Annotated in this window: 20 protein-coding genes; 1 reads left to right on the forward strand and 19 read right to left on the reverse strand. The window is 70.2% G+C overall.

From position 1 onward, the window contains the following. Positions 1-80 precede the first annotated feature (80 nt). Positions 81-917, reverse strand: coding sequence for a translation elongation factor Ts (tsf, locus tag ACFWWR_RS08255; protein WP_384302567.1), 837 nt, complete (start codon positions 915-917; stop codon positions 81-83). A 97-nt stretch (positions 918-1,014) separates the two neighbouring features. After that, positions 1,015-1,974 (reverse strand): 30S ribosomal protein S2, encoded by a 960-nt coding sequence (gene rpsB / locus ACFWWR_RS08260; protein ID WP_384302569.1) that lies wholly within the window; start codon positions 1,972-1,974, stop codon positions 1,015-1,017. Between the two features lie 271 nt (positions 1,975-2,245). Between rpsB and ACFWWR_RS08265 the strand changes: the two genes are divergently transcribed. Beyond that, entirely contained in the window at positions 2,246-2,845 is a 600-nt protein-coding gene (locus ACFWWR_RS08265) for a murein hydrolase activator EnvC family protein (RefSeq protein WP_384302571.1), read from the forward strand. A 174-nt stretch (positions 2,846-3,019) separates the two neighbouring features. Here the strand turns inward: ACFWWR_RS08265 and ACFWWR_RS08270 are convergent, their stop codons facing one another. The 17 genes from ACFWWR_RS08270 to ACFWWR_RS08350 form a co-directional block, all read right to left on the reverse strand. Beyond that, on the reverse strand, positions 3,020-3,577 hold the full coding sequence (locus ACFWWR_RS08270; protein ID WP_384302623.1) for a TetR/AcrR family transcriptional regulator: 558 nt from the start codon (positions 3,575-3,577) through the stop codon (positions 3,020-3,022). An 82-nt stretch (positions 3,578-3,659) separates the two neighbouring features. After that, positions 3,660-4,502 carry an RNA polymerase sigma factor WhiG gene (whiG, locus tag ACFWWR_RS08275; protein WP_217234646.1) on the reverse strand — a complete coding sequence of 281 codons (843 nt, stop codon included), beginning with the start codon at positions 4,500-4,502 and terminating at the stop codon, positions 3,660-3,662. A gap of 282 nt (positions 4,503-4,784) precedes the next feature. Further along, the gene (dprA, locus tag ACFWWR_RS08280; protein WP_384302573.1) at positions 4,785-5,945 is read right to left on the reverse strand and encodes a DNA-processing protein DprA; all 1,161 of its coding nucleotides are present in this window, start codon (positions 5,943-5,945) and stop codon (positions 4,785-4,787) included. Then, positions 5,942-7,567 (reverse strand): YifB family Mg chelatase-like AAA ATPase, encoded by a 1,626-nt coding sequence (locus ACFWWR_RS08285; RefSeq protein ID WP_383861231.1) that lies wholly within the window; start codon positions 7,565-7,567, stop codon positions 5,942-5,944. Before ACFWWR_RS08285 ends, dprA begins: the two co-directional genes overlap by 4 nt. A 1-nt stretch (position 7,568) precedes the next feature. Beyond that, complete coding sequence (locus tag ACFWWR_RS08290; RefSeq protein ID WP_383861228.1) at positions 7,569-7,940, reverse strand: YraN family protein; 372 nt, start codon at positions 7,938-7,940, stop codon at positions 7,569-7,571. 144 nt (positions 7,941-8,084) lie between these two features. After that, entirely contained in the window at positions 8,085-8,393 is a 309-nt protein-coding gene (locus tag ACFWWR_RS08295) for a DUF2469 domain-containing protein (RefSeq protein ID WP_123991871.1), read from the reverse strand. Between the two features lie 56 nt (positions 8,394-8,449). Next, positions 8,450-8,974: an NUDIX hydrolase gene (locus tag ACFWWR_RS08300; protein ID WP_383861224.1), complete on the reverse strand. Its 525-nt coding sequence runs from the start codon at positions 8,972-8,974 to the stop codon at positions 8,450-8,452. Next, positions 8,964-9,740 carry a signal peptidase I gene (gene lepB / locus ACFWWR_RS08305; protein WP_383861221.1) on the reverse strand — a complete coding sequence of 259 codons (777 nt, stop codon included), beginning with the start codon at positions 9,738-9,740 and terminating at the stop codon, positions 8,964-8,966. The genes ACFWWR_RS08300 and lepB (ACFWWR_RS08305) overlap by 11 nt, the downstream gene beginning before the upstream one ends. 94 nt (positions 9,741-9,834) lie before the next feature. Further along, positions 9,835-10,815, reverse strand: coding sequence for a signal peptidase I (gene lepB / locus ACFWWR_RS08310; RefSeq protein WP_383861219.1), 981 nt, complete (start codon positions 10,813-10,815; stop codon positions 9,835-9,837). Beyond that, positions 10,703-11,794: a signal peptidase I gene (gene lepB, locus ACFWWR_RS08315; RefSeq protein WP_384302575.1), complete on the reverse strand. Its 1,092-nt coding sequence runs from the start codon at positions 11,792-11,794 to the stop codon at positions 10,703-10,705. Before lepB (ACFWWR_RS08315) ends, lepB (ACFWWR_RS08310) begins: the two co-directional genes overlap by 113 nt. Continuing rightward, positions 11,787-12,527: a signal peptidase I gene (gene lepB / locus ACFWWR_RS08320; protein ID WP_383861213.1), complete on the reverse strand. Its 741-nt coding sequence runs from the start codon at positions 12,525-12,527 to the stop codon at positions 11,787-11,789. Before lepB (ACFWWR_RS08320) ends, lepB (ACFWWR_RS08315) begins: the two co-directional genes overlap by 8 nt. 45 nt (positions 12,528-12,572) lie before the next feature. Next, positions 12,573-12,923, reverse strand: coding sequence for a 50S ribosomal protein L19 (rplS, locus tag ACFWWR_RS08325; protein WP_383861211.1), 351 nt, complete (start codon positions 12,921-12,923; stop codon positions 12,573-12,575). Positions 12,924-13,056: 133 nt separating this feature from the next. Further along, on the reverse strand, positions 13,057-13,890 hold the full coding sequence (gene trmD, locus ACFWWR_RS08330; RefSeq protein WP_383861208.1) for a tRNA (guanosine(37)-N1)-methyltransferase TrmD: 834 nt from the start codon (positions 13,888-13,890) through the stop codon (positions 13,057-13,059). Further along, complete coding sequence (gene rimM, locus ACFWWR_RS08335; protein WP_383861205.1) at positions 13,890-14,468, reverse strand: ribosome maturation factor RimM; 579 nt, start codon at positions 14,466-14,468, stop codon at positions 13,890-13,892. The genes trmD and rimM overlap by 1 nt, the downstream gene beginning before the upstream one ends. 109 nt (positions 14,469-14,577) lie before the next feature. Continuing rightward, positions 14,578-14,817, reverse strand: coding sequence for an RNA-binding protein (locus ACFWWR_RS08340; protein ID WP_005479813.1), 240 nt, complete (start codon positions 14,815-14,817; stop codon positions 14,578-14,580). A 2-nt stretch (positions 14,818-14,819) separates the two neighbouring features. Next, entirely contained in the window at positions 14,820-15,239 is a 420-nt protein-coding gene (rpsP, locus tag ACFWWR_RS08345; RefSeq protein ID WP_217234666.1) for a 30S ribosomal protein S16, read from the reverse strand. Positions 15,240-15,532: 293 nt separating this feature from the next. Continuing rightward, complete coding sequence (locus ACFWWR_RS08350; protein WP_383861200.1) at positions 15,533-16,135, reverse strand: hypothetical protein; 603 nt, start codon at positions 16,133-16,135, stop codon at positions 15,533-15,535. Between the last annotated feature and the right edge of the window lie 131 nt (positions 16,136-16,266).

Genomic DNA, 16,266 nt, shown 5'->3' on the forward strand with positions numbered 1-16,266 from the left:
TCGTCCGCCACACATGTGACGGCGTACGCGGACGACTGCTGCCGACCCTATCGGGGTCGCGCGTCGATCGCGGTACGGACTCAGATGCCGACCTTGATGCGCGTGAAGCGCTTCAGGGTGACACCCGCCTCGTCCAGAACCTTCTGGACGGACTTCTTGTTGTCGAGCGCGTACGGCTGGCCGAGCAGCGTGGCGTCCTTGAAGAAGCCGTTGAGGCGACCCTCGACGATCTTCGGCAGGGCGGCCTCGGGCTTGCCCTCGGCGCGGGTGGTCTCCTCGGCGACGCGGCGCTCGGACTCGACGACCTCGGCCGGCACGTCGTCCTTGGAGAGGTACTTCGGCGCGAAGGCGGCGATGTGCTGGGCCACGCCCTTGGCGATCTCGGCGTTGGGCTTGTCGAGCTCGACGAGGACACCGATCTGCGGCGGCAGGTCGGGCATCGTGCGGTGCATGTACGCCGACACGAAACCGTCGGCGAACACCGAGAAGCGGTCCAGGACGATCTTCTCGCCCAGGTTGGCGTTTGCCTCGTCCACGAACGCCTGGACGGTCTTGCCGGCCTCGATCTCGGAGGCGAGCAGGGCCTCGAGGTCGGCCGGGGCGGACTTGGCGACGTGCTCGGCGATCGCAGTGGCGACGGCCTGGAACTTGTCACCCTTGGCGACGAAGTCCGTCTCGCACTTCAGCTCGACGAGGACACCGGAGGAGTTGTCGTCGGCGATGATCGAGACCACAGCGCCGTTCTCGGCGGAGCGGCCCTCGCGCTTGGCGACGCCCTTCTGGCCCTTGATACGGAGCGCCTCGACGGCCTTCTCGACGTTGCCCTCGGCCTCGTCCAGCGCCTTCTTGCAGTCCATCATGCCGGCGCCGGTGAGCTCACGGAGCTTCTTGACGTCGGCGGCGGTGTAGTTCGCCATGATTCTGGAATCTCTTTCGAAGTCTGAAGATCTACGGGCGCCGGACGGCGGGGGCTTCGTGGGCCCCCGCCGTCCGGAACCCGAAGGTCGTGAGGGGTCAGGCCTGCTCGGCGTCCGCGGCGGGGGCCTCAGCAGCGGCGGGGGCCTCGGCAGCAACCTCGGCAGGGGCCTCGGCGGGGGCCTCGGCGGGGGCCTCAGCAGCGGCCTCGGCCGGAGCCTCGGCGGCGGGGGCCTCAGCGGCAGGCGCCTCGGCAGCAGCGGGGGCCTCGGCCTCGTCGGCCTTCTTCTCGCCCTCGAGCAGGTCGCGCTCCCACGCGGCCAGCGGCTCGCCCGCCGCCTTGTCGCCCTTGCCCTCGGTGGCGACACCGGAGCGGGAGATGAGGCCCTCGGCGACCGCGTCGGCGATCACACGGGTGAGCAGCGTGACGGAACGGATCGCGTCGTCGTTGCCGGGGATCTTGTAGTCGACCTCGTCGGGGTCACAGTTGGTGTCGAGGATGGCGACGACCGGGATGTTGAGCTTCCGGGCCTCACCGACCGCGATGTGCTCCTTCTTGGTGTCCACGATCCAGACGGCGCTGGGGACCTTGGACATCTCGCGGATACCACCGAGGGTCTTCTCCAGCTTGGCCTTCTCGCGCGAGAGCACGAGAAGCTCCTTCTTGGTCAGACCGGACGCGGCGACGTCCTCGAAGTCGATCTGCTCGAGCTCCTTGAGGCGCTGCAGACGCTTGTAGACGGTCGAGAAGTTGGTGAGCATGCCGCCCAGCCAGCGCTGGTTGACGAAGGGCATGCCGACGCGGGTGGCCTGCTCGGCGATGGCCTCCTGCGCCTGCTTCTTGGTGCCGACGAACATGACCGTGCCGCCGTGGGCGACGGTCTCCTTGACGAACTCGTAGGCGCGGTCGATGTACGACAGCGACTGGAGCAGGTCGATGATGTAGATGCCGTTGCGCTCCGTGAAGATGAACCGCTTCATCTTCGGGTTCCAACGACGGGTCTGGTGACCGAAGTGGACGCCGCTTTCCAGCAGCTCCCGCATCGTGACGACGGCCATGGCCGTTCTCCTTGAATTTCTCGGTTGTGCCGCGGGTACCGGCGGTACCCGCGCCTGACGCCCGCGATGCGCCTTGCCGCTAGGGACCGAGAGGCGCTGACACCGGCTGTTTGACGGCCTGATGTCGGGGCGTGCGAAGTCGACCCGGTGACCCGGATCGCCAGAAGAAGTGTACGGGACCCGCGAGGCACCGGGTGACGCCGCTGTCCACAACCCGGGAGTGGTCCACAGGTCCCGGCCACGATCGAGACGGGTGCGGGACGGTTCTCGCATGCGAGCGATGCGATGTGTGGGTACCTGGACGGGACTGCTGCTGCTCCTCACGGCGACGGTGCTGATCTGCGCGCCCCCGCCGGGCAGCCGGCCGGTCCCTTTCCGCCCGGCGGCCACGGACACCTCCGTGCCACCCCTCGGCCGCGCCTGGCCCGTGGGCACCCGCCCACGGGTCCTGCGGGGCTGGGAACCCCCGGCGACGGCGTACGGCCGCGGCCACCGGGGCGTCGACCTCGCGGCCGCTCCCGGCACACCGGTACGAGCCGTGGCGGCCGGCCGGGTGTCCTTCGCGGGCCGGGTGGCGGGCAAGGGGGTCGTCGCGGTGGAACTGCCGGGGACGGGCGCCCCAGCACTCCGAACGACGTACGAGCCGGTACGGGCGTCGGTGAAGAAGGGTGTGGAGGTGGCGGCGGGCGAGGTGGTGGGCCTGGTGGAGCCGACCGGCTCGCACTGCACGAGCACCTGCGTGCACTGGGGCCTGAGAAGGGGCGAGACCTATCTCGACCCGCTCTCCTTGCTGCCCCCCTGGTTGCTCCGCAGGGCGCCGTCAAGGCTGTTGCCGGTACTCGGTGTCCCGCTGCCTCCGCGATCGCCCTGACTGCGGGCGGTCGTGCCTCTGGGCCGGCACGCGTGGACGCGGCGGCACCCCGTCAGCGCCGGTCTGCGCGCCCTGACTGCGGGCAGACGTGCCGCTGGGGCAGCACGGGTGGAACCGGCCTCACCCCTTCAGCGCCGGGCTGCTCGCCCCACGCCCGGCCGGCCACGGCCGACGTCAGCCCTGTACGCCCCGCAGCGCCATGGAAACCGCCGCCTCCGTGATCACCGCAGGCTCCTCCGCCGCCCCCAGTTCGATCCGCCGCACAGCCGCATCCACAACTCCCTGCAGCAACATCGCGGCCATCCGAGGCTGGGCGTGGCCCATCTCCCCCAACGCCTCGACGATCATCGCCACGAGCCCTCCGTGCGCGGCCCGGATCTTCTCCCGGGCCCCCGCGTCCAGCTCACTCGCGGAGATCGCCACCACGGCCCGGTGCCGCCGGTCCCCGACCAGCGCCAGCTGCTGCCGCACATACGCCTCGACCTTGCCCTCGGGCGCCTGGGCCCGCTCCATCGCCGACGACACCTCCGCCGCCCAGACAGGGAAGTCGACCTGGCACAGCTCCTCGACCACGGCGGCCCGCGACCGGAAGTACTCGTACACCGACGACCGCGCGAGCCCCGTCCGCTCGGCGAGGGCCGGGAAGGTCAGCGCCTCCGTCCCACCCTCGGACAACAGGGAACGAGCCGCGTCCAGCAGGGCGGCTCGCTGCATCGACCGGTGCTCGGCCACGGAGGCCGCTCGAATCCTTGGCACTCGACCACTCTACGGACGGACCACCGCCGACGGGAGTGACACCCGTCGGCTCGCCACCTCAGCGACCGAAACTCGCCAGCTTCGCCCGCAGCTGGAGCACCGACTTGGTGTGGATCTGACTCACCCGGCTCTCGGTCACCCCCAGCACGTTCCCGATCTCGGCGAGCGTGAGCCCTTCGTAGTAGTACAGCGTCACCACGGTCTTCTCCCGCTCGGGCAAGGTGTTGATCGCCCGCGCCAGGAACCGCCGCAGCTCCCGGTCCTCGGCCACCTCCACCGGGTTGTCCGCGGCGGTGTCCTCCAGCGTGTCCATGAGGCTCAGCCGGTCGCCGCCCTCACCGCCGACGTGCAGCAGCTCCTCCAGTGCCACCACGTTGGCCAGCGACAACTGGCTGAAGACCGCGTGGAGGTCGTCGACCGCGATGCCCATCTCTGCGGCCACCTCCCCCTCGCTCGGCGTCCGCCGCAGCCGCGCCTCGAGCGTGGCGTACGCCCGCTCGACGTTGCGCGCCTTCTGTCGCACGGACCTCGGGATCCAGTCCAGCGCCCGCAGCTCGTCGATCATCGCGCCCCGGATCCGGGTGATCGCGTACGTCTCGAACTTGATCTCCCGGTCGACGTCGAACTTCTCGATCGCGTCGATGAGTCCGAAGACCCCCGAGGACACGAAGTCCGCCTGCTCCACGTTGGGCGGCAGGCCGACGCTCACGCGTCCCGCCACGTACTTGACGAGGGGCGAGTAGTGCAGGATCAGCTGCTCGCGCAGCCGCTCGTCGCCCGTCGCCTTGTACGACCGCCACAACTCGTCGAGCGTCGAGGGAGCGGGCGGCCGCACGCTGCCACCCTCGCGGGCGGCTGGGGGGATCGCCGCCCGGTCGGACCCGGAGGTGTGCTGGGGCATTCGTCGCCTTGTGCCGTTCTGCCGTGATGTGGGGGTGCCTGGGTGAGCTGTCGGACTGATGTCGTTCTGATGCCGAGACGCCTGTCTGTGCCGGAATCCACGTGAGCGTAGCGTGACTGAAGCGTCGCAGTGCGCGAAGGGCGTGCCTCGGACCGTGCGCAGATACGTTCCGCTGGACGCCCCACCGCGTCACACCCGTCGCTCTGCGTGATCATCGAATCGCGCCAACTGCGGTGATTTCCAAGCGCATCAGGGTTCCCCCGGACGGCCGAACACGCTCGGTCAACACCCGCGTCCGTCACCGTCCACGGAGATCATTGCCTGGCGTGTCAACTTCCAGCCGTCGCCGTGTCGTTCGACGTAACCAAGTGCTCGGAGTTCGTACAGTCTCGCGACCGCGTCGTCCCGGGTCGTCTGCGCGCCGCGCGCGACCTCGTCCGGCGTCGCCGCGCGGTGACCGGGCAGTGCGGCAATGACCCGCCGTGCCGCCACGTCGAGGAGATCACGCGGCAGCACGGGCCCGCGCCGGTCCGGGGCCAGCTCTCCCATGTCACCGACCAGTTCGACGACCTCCGCGGCGTCGGTGACCAGTACCGCCTCTCCCCGCAGCAACTCATGCACACCGGCGGACAGGCCGCTGGTGGCAGGTCCCGGCACACCCATGGTGTGGCGGCCCAGACGCTGTGCCGCACGTGCCGTGACCAGCGACCCGCTGCGATGGGCGGCCTCGACGACGACGGTGCCTCGGGTGAGCGCGGCGATCACCCGGTTCCGCAGCACGAATCTGCTCGGGCTCGGGTGGTCGCCGGGCGGCAACTCCCCGATCACCAGGCCCTGTTCCGCGATCCTGGTGATCAACTGGGTGTGTCCGCGCGGGTAGGGCCGGTCCACTCCGCAGGCCAGTACGGCCACGGTGGCGCCGCCCGCGCCGAGGGCACCGCGGTGGGCGGCGCCGTCGACCCCGTAGGCACCGCCGGACACCACGACCCAGCCGCGTTCGGCGAGGTCCGCGGCGAGGGTGCCCGCCATGTGGGCGCCGTACTCGGTGCAGGCGCGGGCGCCCACGATGGCCACCGAGCGGAGCGCCCACATCCGCAGACTGGGCTTTCCCCGCACCCACAGCCCCAGCGGGCGGGCGTCCCCCAGGTCGTCGAGCTGTCCCGGCCACTCGCCGTCGCCCGGACCGACGAAACGCACGCCGGCGTCCCGCGCGACGGCGAGGTCCCGCCAGGGCTCGACCCCCTCGACCCGGCCGACCAGACCGGCCCACCGCTTGTCGCTCACCCCCGGCAACGGCACCTCGCCGTCCCGCAACCGTCGGGCCACCTCCCGCACGCCGTACTCCCGCACCCACCGCCCGGCGACCTCGTCGCCGGGCTCGATGACCCGCGTGAGGAAGACCCGTCCGAGCAGCTCGCCGTCCGGACCGTCGCCGATGCTCACGTCAGCGCTCCGATGGCCATGGGGACGCCCCGTGGCACTCCGGTGCGCAGTTGGAGCGCCAGGGCGACGTCCGTCGCGTCGGGACGGTCGTGACCGACGAGGTCCGCGACGGTCCAGGCCACCCGCAGCACCCTGTCGATCCCGCGAGCGGTCAGCACGCCCCGCTCCAGGTTGCGCTCCGCGTCGTCCATGGCACCGGCCACGGCATGCCAGCGGCTGCGCAGCTCGCGTCCGGGAACCTCGCTGTTGGTGCGCCAGGGGGTACCGGCAAGGCGGGCCAGCGCTCGCTCCCTGGCCTCCCGGACCCGGCCGGCCACCGTGGCCGTGGAATCACCCCGGGCGCCGCGCTCCGTCAGCTGGGCACGCGTGACCCGGTCCACCTCGACCCGCAGGTCGACCCGGTCGAGCAGAGGGCCGGACAGCCTGGCCTGGTAACGCCGGATGAAGGAGGGCGGGCACTCGCACAGGTCGTCCGTCTGGGAGAAGCGGCCGCAGGGGCAGGGGTTGGCCGCCAGCACCATCAGGAACTTCGCCGGGAAGCGCACCACGCCCGCACTGCGGGCGATCACGACATGGCCCGCCTCCAGGGGCTGCCGGAGGGCGTCCAAGGCCCGACTGCTGAATTCGGGGGTTTCGTCCAGGAAGAGAACACCCCGGTGCGAGAGGGACACCGCGCCGGGCCGGGCGATGCCGGGGCCCCCACCGACCAGCGCCTGCATCGTCGCCGAGTGGTGCGGGGCGCAGTAGGGGGCGACGGCGATCAGGGGTTTGCCCGGGGGCAGCAGGCCCGCCACCGAGTGCACCGCCGTGACCTCCAGCGAGTCCTCTCGGCCGAGGCGCGGCAGGATGGCGGGCAGCCGCTCCGCGAGCATCGTCTTCCCGGCGCCGGGCGGGCCCTCCAGGAACAGGTGATGTCCGCCCGCCGCGGCGACCTCCACGGCCGTACGCGCAGACGTCTGGCCCACGACGTCGGCCAGGTCGTGGTCGAGGTCGAGCTGCGCACCACCCGGGCTGTGCATTCCCGTGGCCGCGCCGGTGCCCGGCACCCGCAGGCCGGCGAGGAGCGGGTCGGGACGGCCCACGTCGTCCGGCTCCTCCTCCGGCACCGGCTCGTCCGCGAGGACCGCGATCAGCTGCCGCAGACTGCGCACTCCCAGCACGGACACACCGGGCACCAGGGATGCCTCGGCGGCGGCGCATTCCGGCACCACCACCTGCTCATAACCGGCGTCCGCCGCGGCCAGTACCGCCGGGAGGATGCCCCGCACCGGCCGCACCCGGCCGTCGAGTCCCACTTCTCCGATCATCACGATGTCGGCGAGCACCCGCGGATCGATCCGCTCGGCCGCCCCCAGCACCGCGGCGGCGATGGCCAGGTCGAATCCGCTGCCGCTCTTCGGGACGGACGCCGGACTCAGGCCGACCGTCAGCTTCTTCTGGGGCCACGAGGCGCCCGAGTTCACCACCGCGGCCCGCACCCGGTCCCGGCTCTCCGTCAGGCTCTTGTCCGGCAGTCCCACCAGGGTGAACGCCGCTACCCCCGGCTCCAGGTCGGCCTGGACCTCGACCACCACGCCCTCGACGCCGACCAGCGCCACCGAACACGTACGTGCGAAGCCCATCTCAGGCCACCCCCCGCACATGCTCGACCACCGGTGCGCCTCGGCTGGGCAGGACGACCCCCACCAGGTCGATGCGGACGCCTCCCGGCGGCGCCCCTCCGTGTGCGTGGATCCAGCGTTCGGCGAGGCCTCGCAGGCGCTGAGCCTTGTCGGGGGTCACCGCGGCCATCGGATGCTCGAAGAGCCCGGCCCGCCGCGTCTTGACCTCGCAGACGACCAGGACGTCGCCGTCCCGCGCCACGATGTCGATCTCACCGGTCCTGCCGCAGCGCCAGTTGCGTTCCAGGACCGTCATCCCGGCCTCCGCCAACCGCCGCGCGGCCAGCGTCTCGCCGTACTTGCCGAGTGCACTGCGTGCCTGGTGTGTGTTCATGTCGGCACCACCTCCGGCGCCAACCGTCACGCAACCGCCCCCAAGAAGTGGATCTTGGTGGACAACTCGGCGGTTGTGGAAAACCCCGTCACCCAGGCGGGGGAACCGCAGCGGGGAACCTCAGCGGGCCGGCCTCAGCCGACCTCAGCCGCCCGGCATCTCCAGATCACTCTTGTTCAGCTCTTCGATGTTCACGTCCTTGAACGTGAGCACCCGCACCTGCTTCACGAACCGAGCCGGCCGGTACATGTCCCACACCCAGGCATCCGCCATGGAAACCTCGAAGAAGACCTCACCCTGGACCGAGTGCACCTGCATCTCGTAGTCGTTGGTCAGATAGAAGCGCCGCTCGGTCTCGATCACGTATTTGAACAGACCGACGACATCGCGGTACTCCCGGTAGAGCTTGAGCTCCATCTCGGTCTCGTACTTCTCGAGGTCCTCGGCGCTCATGGCATGTTCCCCTTCAGCCGTGCGATCCCACCATTGTGCGCCAGCCCCGCGAGCCCCTAGACGATTTCGGTGTCCAGGGTCACGGGCCCGGCCGGGGGACCTTCGTCAAGCAGCCTGCTCAGCAGCTCGGCGAGTCTGGTCGGATACACCGTCTCATGTGCCTGGCTCAGTTCCCGACACGTCCACCAGCGCGCTCCGGCGACACTGCGCCGTTCCAGCTCGGTCAGCCCCCTGGCCTCGGTGGCCGTCTGGGTCGTACGGGCCAGGTAGTACCACTCGTCCTGGTCCCAGCGGCGACCCGCGAACGGGAAGGAGCACATCCGTCGCCACAGGACCGGGCCGAGCTCGACCTCGGTGATGCCGGTCTCCTCGGCGAGTTCCCTGAGCGCGGCCTCCTCACGACTCTCGTCGCCCTCCAGGCCGCCGCCGGGCGTGAACCACCAGTCGTCGGCCGGATCGTCCGGCTCGTGACCGTGCAGGAGAAGGATGCGGTCCTCGGGGTCGAGCAGGACGACCCGGGCCACTTTGCGCAGACCGCCCTCGTACGAGTCGCTGCCCGTGTCCGTCGCCTCAGCGGGCACCGGCCGGCTCCGTCCGCGTCCGGGAGCGGCCACCGAGCAGCTTGGCGACCGGACCGTACGCGCCACCGCCGAGGACGAGCACGCCCCCGGCGACGATCAGCGCGACGATCGTCCGGATCGGGCCCGGTGAGGACAGCGCGCCCAGCGTCTCGAAGCCGGTCGGCCGCTCCAGCATGCCGTTCATGGGCCAGACAACGGCGTCCACCCGGGCGGTCACGGCGCTCTTCGCCACCGTGCCACGGGCCGCGTCGCTGAGGTGGGCCGTGGAGTCCAGGGAACCCGCCCGCTCGTCGCCCAGCAGGAACAGCCGTCCCTCGGGAACCTTCACGGTCTCGAAGCCCGTGATCTCGGCCGCGCTCCCCTCGGGCAGATACGGTTCGTCGATCTGCTTGCCGTTGACGGTCAGCTTGCCCTCGGTGCAGCACGCCACGGTGTCGCCGCCGACCGCGACCACCCGCTTGACCACGGGGGCATTGGTCACCCAGCTCGTGTCCGTGAAGACGACGACGTCGCCACGGCGTATCTCCCCGCCGTCGATGCGCTGGGCCAGGACCCGGTCGCCGGCGTCGATCGTCGGCGTCATCGAGCCGGTGGGCACGGTGTACGGGCGGTAGGCCACCGCTGCCCAGGCGAAGCCCCCGAGGAACAGCACGAGGCCCAGTGCGACGGCCAGTCCGGACAGTCTCTGTCCGGTCCGGCTGCCCACCGGGCCCGTGTCTGTGCCGCCGCTGCGCGGGGCCGTACGCGTCGTGCTCTCGCCACCCATGGGTCCGCACCCTACCCGGCGGTACCTGACCCGGTCAGCCCTTCGGCCCCGACCAAGGTCACAAGCTGTACGAGGCTTTTGTCGAGCCTTGACCTCAGCGGGTCTCGGCCACGGCGATCTTCCGACGGCGCCACAGCGCCACCGGCACCACGCCGACGAAGGCGAACGCGTTCGGCGCGACCGTCAGGGCCGCGGACGCCGCCGACTGGGTGTTCAGACCGGACTGGTCGAAGGTGTCCGGGACCGGCAGGGTGCCCCAGCGGTTGATCGGCCAGGCCTTCACGATGGCGCGGCCGACGACCTCGTCCACCGGAACCATGCCGTGGTACTTGTCGTTCTGGTTGTAGCGCGAGTCGCGCGAGTTCTGCCGGTGGTCGCCCATGACCCAGATGGAGCCCTCGGGAACCTTCACCGTGAACTGGCCGCCCTGGTCGTCCTGGCTGCACGGGGTGTTGCCGGGGTAGACGTACGCCGACTCGTTCAGCGCCTTGCCGTTGACCTTCAGCGGGCCGGTGCCGCTGCACGAGACGGTGTCGCCGCCGACGCCGACGACCCGCTTGATCAGGTCCTTCTCCGACGGGGAGGGCATCAGGCCGATCCAGCTGAGGAACGTCTGCACGGCGTTGGGGTTGGTCGTCGGCTCGCCCGCCAGCCAGTTGTCCGGGTCGTGGAAGACGACGACCTCACCGCGCTCGGGTTCGGAACCGAACCAGGGGGTGAGCTTGTCGACCAGGACGCGGTCACCCTCCTGGAGGGTGTTCTGCATCGAGTCGGACGGGATCGAGAAGGCCTGCACCAGGAAGGTCTTGATCAGCAGCGCGAGCACGAGCGCGATGCCGATCAGGATCGGCAGCTCCTTCCAGAAGGAGCGCGGCTTCCTCGCCTTGGCGGACGAGCCGCCCCGTCCCTGATCGTCCGTTCCGGTCTCGTCGCTCCCCGTGTCGTCCTCGGCCGCCCCGGAGTCATTCCCGGAGGTCACGGCGCTGTCCGCGGCCGGGACGGCTGATTCCGCGGGGCGCCCGCGGTGCTCCTCGCCGTCGTGTCCGGACCGTGCGCCAACCGCCACATCCCCCACGCCAACTCCTTACTCTGTGCCGCTGCCTGCCCCACATTCGGCGCAGGCCCACCACTCCCATAACGAGCGGGAGTTCCGCAGGGCTCGGGAGTTGGATCGATGCGTTCGGATCGTCGGAAGCAACCCTAAGCGACAGCTGGGGAGCCGCGGTCGCCCCGGACCCCGAGTCGGACACGGATGCATAGGTTTTCGGTTCCTCGAGCGTGGTCCAGTGGCCGAAGGGCCAGGCGATGACCCTGGCCCGTCCCACCACCGAGTCCTCGGAGACCGTGCCGCCGTAGTCGGTGTCCTGGTGCGCTCGGGAGTCCGCGGAGTTGGCCCGGTGGTCACCCATCACCCACAGCCGTCCCTGCGAGACGGTGATGTCGAACTGTGTCGTGGACGGGGCGTTTCCGGGATACAGGTATTCCTCGTTCAGCGGAACGCCGTTGACGGTGACCCGCCCTTGCGTGTCACAGCACTTGACGCGGTCGCCGCCGACGCCGACGACCCGCTTGATGAGGTCCTTCTCGTCGTCGGACGGCAGCAGGCCGATGAAGGTGAGCCCCTCCTTGACCTGCTTGACGACGATGGGGTCGTCCTTCTTCGTGGTGGTCTGCTCGTCCTTGAGCCAGCCGCCGGGATCCTTGAAGACGACGACGTCCCCGCGCTCGGGCTTGGACCCGAACCACGGGGTGAACTTGTCGACCAGGACCCGGTCGCCGATCTGGATCGTCTGCTCCATGGAGCCGGACGGGATCACGAACGCCTGGACGAGGAAGGTCTTCAGGACGAGGGCGATGAGGACGGCGACGCCGACGAGGAGAGGTATCTCCTTGACCGCGCCGCGCCGACGGCGCCGCTTGACCTTGCGCTGGAGTTTTCGCCGCTCGGCGCGGGTGCGGCCACCGGTCGGGCCGGAGGAGCGTCGGGAGCCGGTGGGCAGCAGGTTGTCGGCCGCGCTGTCGGGCGCACCGCGCGGTTTGCCGCGGTTACCCATGGGCGCCGTCCGCCGGGCTCGGCTCGCTCGGCTCCGGGCCGGGCACGCGCGCGTAGGCACCGGGGCGGTGCAGGCGGGTGAAGTGGCCGGCGGGCCAGAGGATCCAGTCGGCCCGTCCGACGACCCCGTCGACGGGGATCATGCCACCGCCGGGTGAGCCGAGGTGGTCGCGGGAGTCGCTGGAGTCGCTGCGGTGGTCACCGAGGACGAACAGGGTGCCGGCGGGCACCTCGACGTCGAAGGGCACCGAGGAGGGGCTGTCGCCGGGGTACAGGAACGTCGACTCGTCGACCGACCGGCCGTTCACCTCGATCCTCCCCTCCCTGTCGCAGCAGACCACGTGGTCTCCCCCTACCCCCACAACGCGCTTGACGTAGTCCCCGTCCCCGAAATACCCCGTTCCGTCGAACACGACGACATCGCCGCGTTGCGGTTCGGAACCGAAACGGTACGCCAACTTATTTACGAGAACGCGGTCCCCGATCCTCAATCCCCTTTCCATGGATCCGCTGGGAATCTGGAAGGGCTGCACCACGAAGGTGCTGAGCAGCAGCAGGAACATCAGGCAGAGCAGCAGGGTCAGGGTGATCCGCCCGCCGGGTAGCCATTCGGCGGCCCGCGACACCAACGCGAAACGCGACCGGCCCTCCGGCCCTCCTGTGTCCGAGATCTCCTCGGCATCGGAAGGGCGGGAGGAGCGGTCGCGCTCCGTCGGCTGTGCTTCGGTGTCCATCGGGGCCAGATGCTATCCGGCCCCGCTGTGGGACCCCGCGCGCGATCAGTTGTCGCGCTTCTCCTTGATCTTCGCGGCCTTGCCGCGCAGCTCGCGCAGGTAGTACAGCTTGGCGCGACGCACGTCACCGCGGGTGACGAGCTCGATCTTCTCGACGATCGGGGTGTGCACCGGGAAGGTGCGCTCGACGCCGACGGAGAAGGAGACCTTGCGGACCGAGAAGGTCTCGCGGACGCCGGAGCCCTGGCGGCGGATGACTACGCCCTTGAACTGCTGCACACGGGAGCGGTTGCCCTCGATGACGCGGACGTGGACGTTGACGGTGTCACCCGGGCGGAAGGCCGGGACGTCGGTGCGCAGCGACGCGGAGTCGACGGAGTCGAGCAGGTGAGACATTTCGTCTGCTTTCCTCGTTGATGCCACAGGTCATCAACGGAAACTAGGTTCTTCGGGTGGAGTTGTGCGGATCGGGGCGGGCGTCGTGTCCCCCTGTGGCAGGGGCGCACGCCGGACGACGCACAACAGCGGCCTATTCTTCCACGCCCTCTGGCCTGCGCCAAAATCGTCCGTACGGCTCCCCCGCCGGATCCGGCGCCCAGCCCAGGATGGAGAGCATCTCGCGGTCCTTCTTGTCGAAGACCTTGGGCTCGCAACGCTCGATGAGGTCGGGCCGGTTGGCCGCCGTGCGCTTCAGGGCCTCGTCACGGCGCCAGCGGGCGATCTTGCCGTGGTGGCCGCTGAGCAGCACCTGCGGGATGCCGCGGTCACGCCACTGGGGCGGCTTGGTGTAGACGGGGCCTTCCAGGAGGTTGGCCATGGCCCCGGGCGCGAAGGAGTCGTCCTGGTGCGACTCGGCGTTGCCCAGAACTCCGGGCAGCAGCCGGGCGACGGCCTCGGTGACGACGAGGACGGCCGCCTCGCCGCCGGCGAGGACGTAGTCGCCGATGGAGACCTCGTAGACCGGCATCCGGGTCGCGTACTCGTCGATGACACGGCGGTCGATGCCCTCGTAACGGGCGGGCGTGAAGACCAGCCAGGGGCGCTCGGAGAGCTCGACGGCGAGTTCCTGGGTGAAGGGGCGGCCGCTGGGCGTGGGGACGATCAGCGCGGGCGCGTGGGAGCCCGTCTCGTAGCCGTCCGCGAGGACCTCGTCGAGCGCCTCGCCCCAGGGTTCGGTCTTCATGACCATGCCGGGACCGCCGCCGTACGGGGTGTCGTCGACCGTGTTGTGGCGGTCGTACGTCCAGGACCGCAGGTCGTGCACGCTCACGTTCAGCTGTCCACGCGCGCGTGCCTTGCCGACGAGGGAGACGTTCAGGGGTTCGAGGTACTCGGGAAAGATCGTGACGACGTCGAGCCGCATTACGCCTCTTCCTCGGAGGCGTCGCCGGAGGCATCGCCGGCGGAGTCCCTGGCGGACGCGATCTCCGCGTTGTCGTCGATCAGGCCCGGCGGCGGATCGATGACGGCCCGCTGCTCCTCGAGGTCGATCTCGGTGACGATCTCCTCGACGAAGGGGATCATCACCTCGCTCCCGTCGGCCCGCTCGACGATGAAGAGGTCCTGGGAGGGCAGGTGCGAGATCTCGGTGATCCGGCCCACTTCGACGCCGTCCTTGGTGACGACGTCGAGGTCCATGAGCTGGTGGTCGTAGTACTCGTCCTCGTCCTCCGGCAGCTCCTCCGGATCGACATCGGCGATCAGGAGGGTGTTGCGCAGCGCCTCGGCGGCGGTGCGGTCGCGCACGCCCTCGAAGCGCAGCAGGAGGCGCCCGCTGTGGACGCGGCCCGTCTCGATGGTCAGTGGACCGGTGGCGGCCGGGTCGGTGGCCAGGACTGCGCCGGGGGCGAGCCTGAGCTCCGGCTCGTCGGTACGTACCTCGACGGTGACCTCGCCCTTGATGCCGTGGGCGCGGCCGATCCGTGCGACTACCAGCTGCACTGTGCTTGCTCTCCTGTCATACGACGGGCCGTTCGACGTCGGACACACGACGTCGGGCCGGGGACGACCCAGAGGCCCTCCCCGGCCCGAGCCGGTGCTGCGTTTGGCGTCAGCGGACGTGGTCGACGTCGACGAGGTCGACGCGGACACCACGGCCGCCGATGGCGCCTACGACGGTGCGCAGGGCGCGTGCGGTGCGGCCGTTGCGACCGATCACCTTGCCGAGGTCGTCGGGGTGGACCCGGACCTCCAGCACCCGCCCGCGACGCAGGTCGCGCGAGGCGACCTGCACATCGTCAGGGTTGTCGACGATGCCCTTCACGAGGTGCTCGAGAGCCTCCTCGAGCATGCTCAGGCCTCGGTCGACGCGGACTCGGCCGGGGCGTCGTCCTTCTTCTCAGCCTTCTTCTTCTGGGTGATGGCCTCACCCTTGCCCTCGTCTTCGCCGCCGAGAGCCTCGAACAGCGGACGAGCGGCCTTCTCGGCGGGCTGGAGCAGCGGAGCCGGGGCGGGCTCGCCCTTGAACTTCTGCCAGTCGCCGGTCTTCTTCAGGATGGCGAGCACGGGCTCGGTCGGCTGAGCGCCGACGGAGAGCCAGTAGGCGACGCGGTCGGCGTCGACCTCCATGCGCGAGGGGTTCTGCACCGGGTGGTACAGGCCGATCTCCTCGATCGCACGGCCGTCACGACGGGTACGGGAGTCGGCGACGACGATGCGGTAGTGAGGCGAACGGATCTTGCCCAGACGCTTCAACTTGATCTTGACTGCCACGGGAGTGGGTTCTCCTGGATTTGACGTGGTTGGGCACGGCGAGATGGCCGCGTGGGGTTGCGGTACCCGAGTGCCCGATGGACGCGTCAGCCGGAGGCGAGAGGGTTCCTGTGCGGCTGTCGAGTACAGCTGGCCATTCTGCCACACTCTGCGGGCCGAGCCCGACCGTGGGTGCCCCGAGGCATGCCTGACAGGCGCCCGGCGCCGCGGGGTGCCGCTGCCTTACGGCTGCCACGGCGCCCCGCGCCCTTGCCGTCCGCGCGTCCGGCACCCACGAGATGCCGGTGATGCGGTCAGCTCGCCGCCGCGCCCACGATCTCCGGGATCCGGAACGGCTTCCCGCACCCGCCGCACACGATCGGCGCCTGGGCCAGTACCGACGGGACGACCCGGACGTTGCGCCCGCAGTCGCAGACCGCTTTGACGCGGACACCGCCACCGGAGGAGCCGTGGCGGGCGGCCGGGCCCCGGAAGGTGCTGGACGTGTCGGCGGCGGTCGCCACCGAGTGGGCCTTGAGCGCGCGCTGGATGCGCTCGATGGTCGGGCGGTAGCGGCGCTTCGCCTCGGGGGTGAGCGTGACCAGGGAGAAGCCGCTGCTGGGGTGCGGCTCCTCGGGGTGGTCCAGGCCCATCTCCTCGGCGATCGCGAGGAATCTGCGGTTGTGGTAGCGGCCTGCACGGGACGTGTCGCGGATGCCGCGCGCGGCGGCGATGCCATGGACTGCCTCGTGAAGCAGTCGCTCGAAGGAGAGCTCGTGACCGCACGCGGACGACGACTCCCCGATCAGGGACTCTGGCGCGGCAAGATCGGGCAGCTCGGGGTGGTACCGCTGAATGTCGGCCCACGCCTCTGCCAGCTCTGCGGCGAGAACAGGTGGTGTCTGTGTCGTGCTCACGTAATGACAACGAGCCAGAGTGCCGCTGTGTTCCGATTCCGGGGCATCCCAAATAATTTGCACGTACCCGTCAGTTGCCGCTGATGCGTCCTGACGAGGGCGGGTGCGCTGATCTGCGGATAAGCCTCACA

Source organism: Streptomyces sp. NPDC058678, from assembly GCF_042714835.1.
Taxonomy (GTDB): domain Bacteria; phylum Actinomycetota; class Actinomycetes; order Streptomycetales; family Streptomycetaceae; genus Streptomyces.

Excerpts from the sequence above, each read along its gene's own strand:
- tsf (WP_384302567.1), bottom strand. The coding sequence starts at position 917 with ATGGCGAACTACACCGCCGCCGACGTCAAGAAGCTCCGTGAGCTCACC.
- rpsB (WP_384302569.1), bottom strand. The coding sequence starts at position 1,974 with ATGGCCGTCGTCACGATGCGGGAGCTGCTGGAAAGCGGCGTCCACTTC.
- ACFWWR_RS08265 (WP_384302571.1), top strand. The coding sequence starts at position 2,246 with ATGCGAGCGATGCGATGTGTGGGTACCTGGACGGGACTGCTGCTGCTC.
- whiG (WP_217234646.1), bottom strand. The coding sequence starts at position 4,502 with ATGCCCCAGCACACCTCCGGGTCCGACCGGGCGGCGATCCCCCCAGCC.
- ACFWWR_RS08285 (WP_383861231.1), bottom strand. The coding sequence starts at position 7,567 with ATGGGCTTCGCACGTACGTGTTCGGTGGCGCTGGTCGGCGTCGAGGGC.
- ACFWWR_RS08290 (WP_383861228.1), bottom strand. The coding sequence starts at position 7,940 with ATGAACACACACCAGGCACGCAGTGCACTCGGCAAGTACGGCGAGACG.
- ACFWWR_RS08295 (WP_123991871.1), bottom strand. The coding sequence starts at position 8,393 with ATGAGCGCCGAGGACCTCGAGAAGTACGAGACCGAGATGGAGCTCAAG.
- lepB (WP_383861221.1), bottom strand. The coding sequence starts at position 9,740 with ATGGGTGGCGAGAGCACGACGCGTACGGCCCCGCGCAGCGGCGGCACA.
- lepB (WP_384302575.1), bottom strand. The coding sequence starts at position 11,794 with ATGGGTAACCGCGGCAAACCGCGCGGTGCGCCCGACAGCGCGGCCGAC.
- lepB (WP_383861213.1), bottom strand. The coding sequence starts at position 12,527 with ATGGACACCGAAGCACAGCCGACGGAGCGCGACCGCTCCTCCCGCCCT.
- rplS (WP_383861211.1), bottom strand. The coding sequence starts at position 12,923 with ATGTCTCACCTGCTCGACTCCGTCGACTCCGCGTCGCTGCGCACCGAC.
- trmD (WP_383861208.1), bottom strand. The coding sequence starts at position 13,890 with ATGCGGCTCGACGTCGTCACGATCTTTCCCGAGTACCTCGAACCCCTG.
- ACFWWR_RS08340 (WP_005479813.1), bottom strand. The coding sequence starts at position 14,817 with ATGCTCGAGGAGGCTCTCGAGCACCTCGTGAAGGGCATCGTCGACAAC.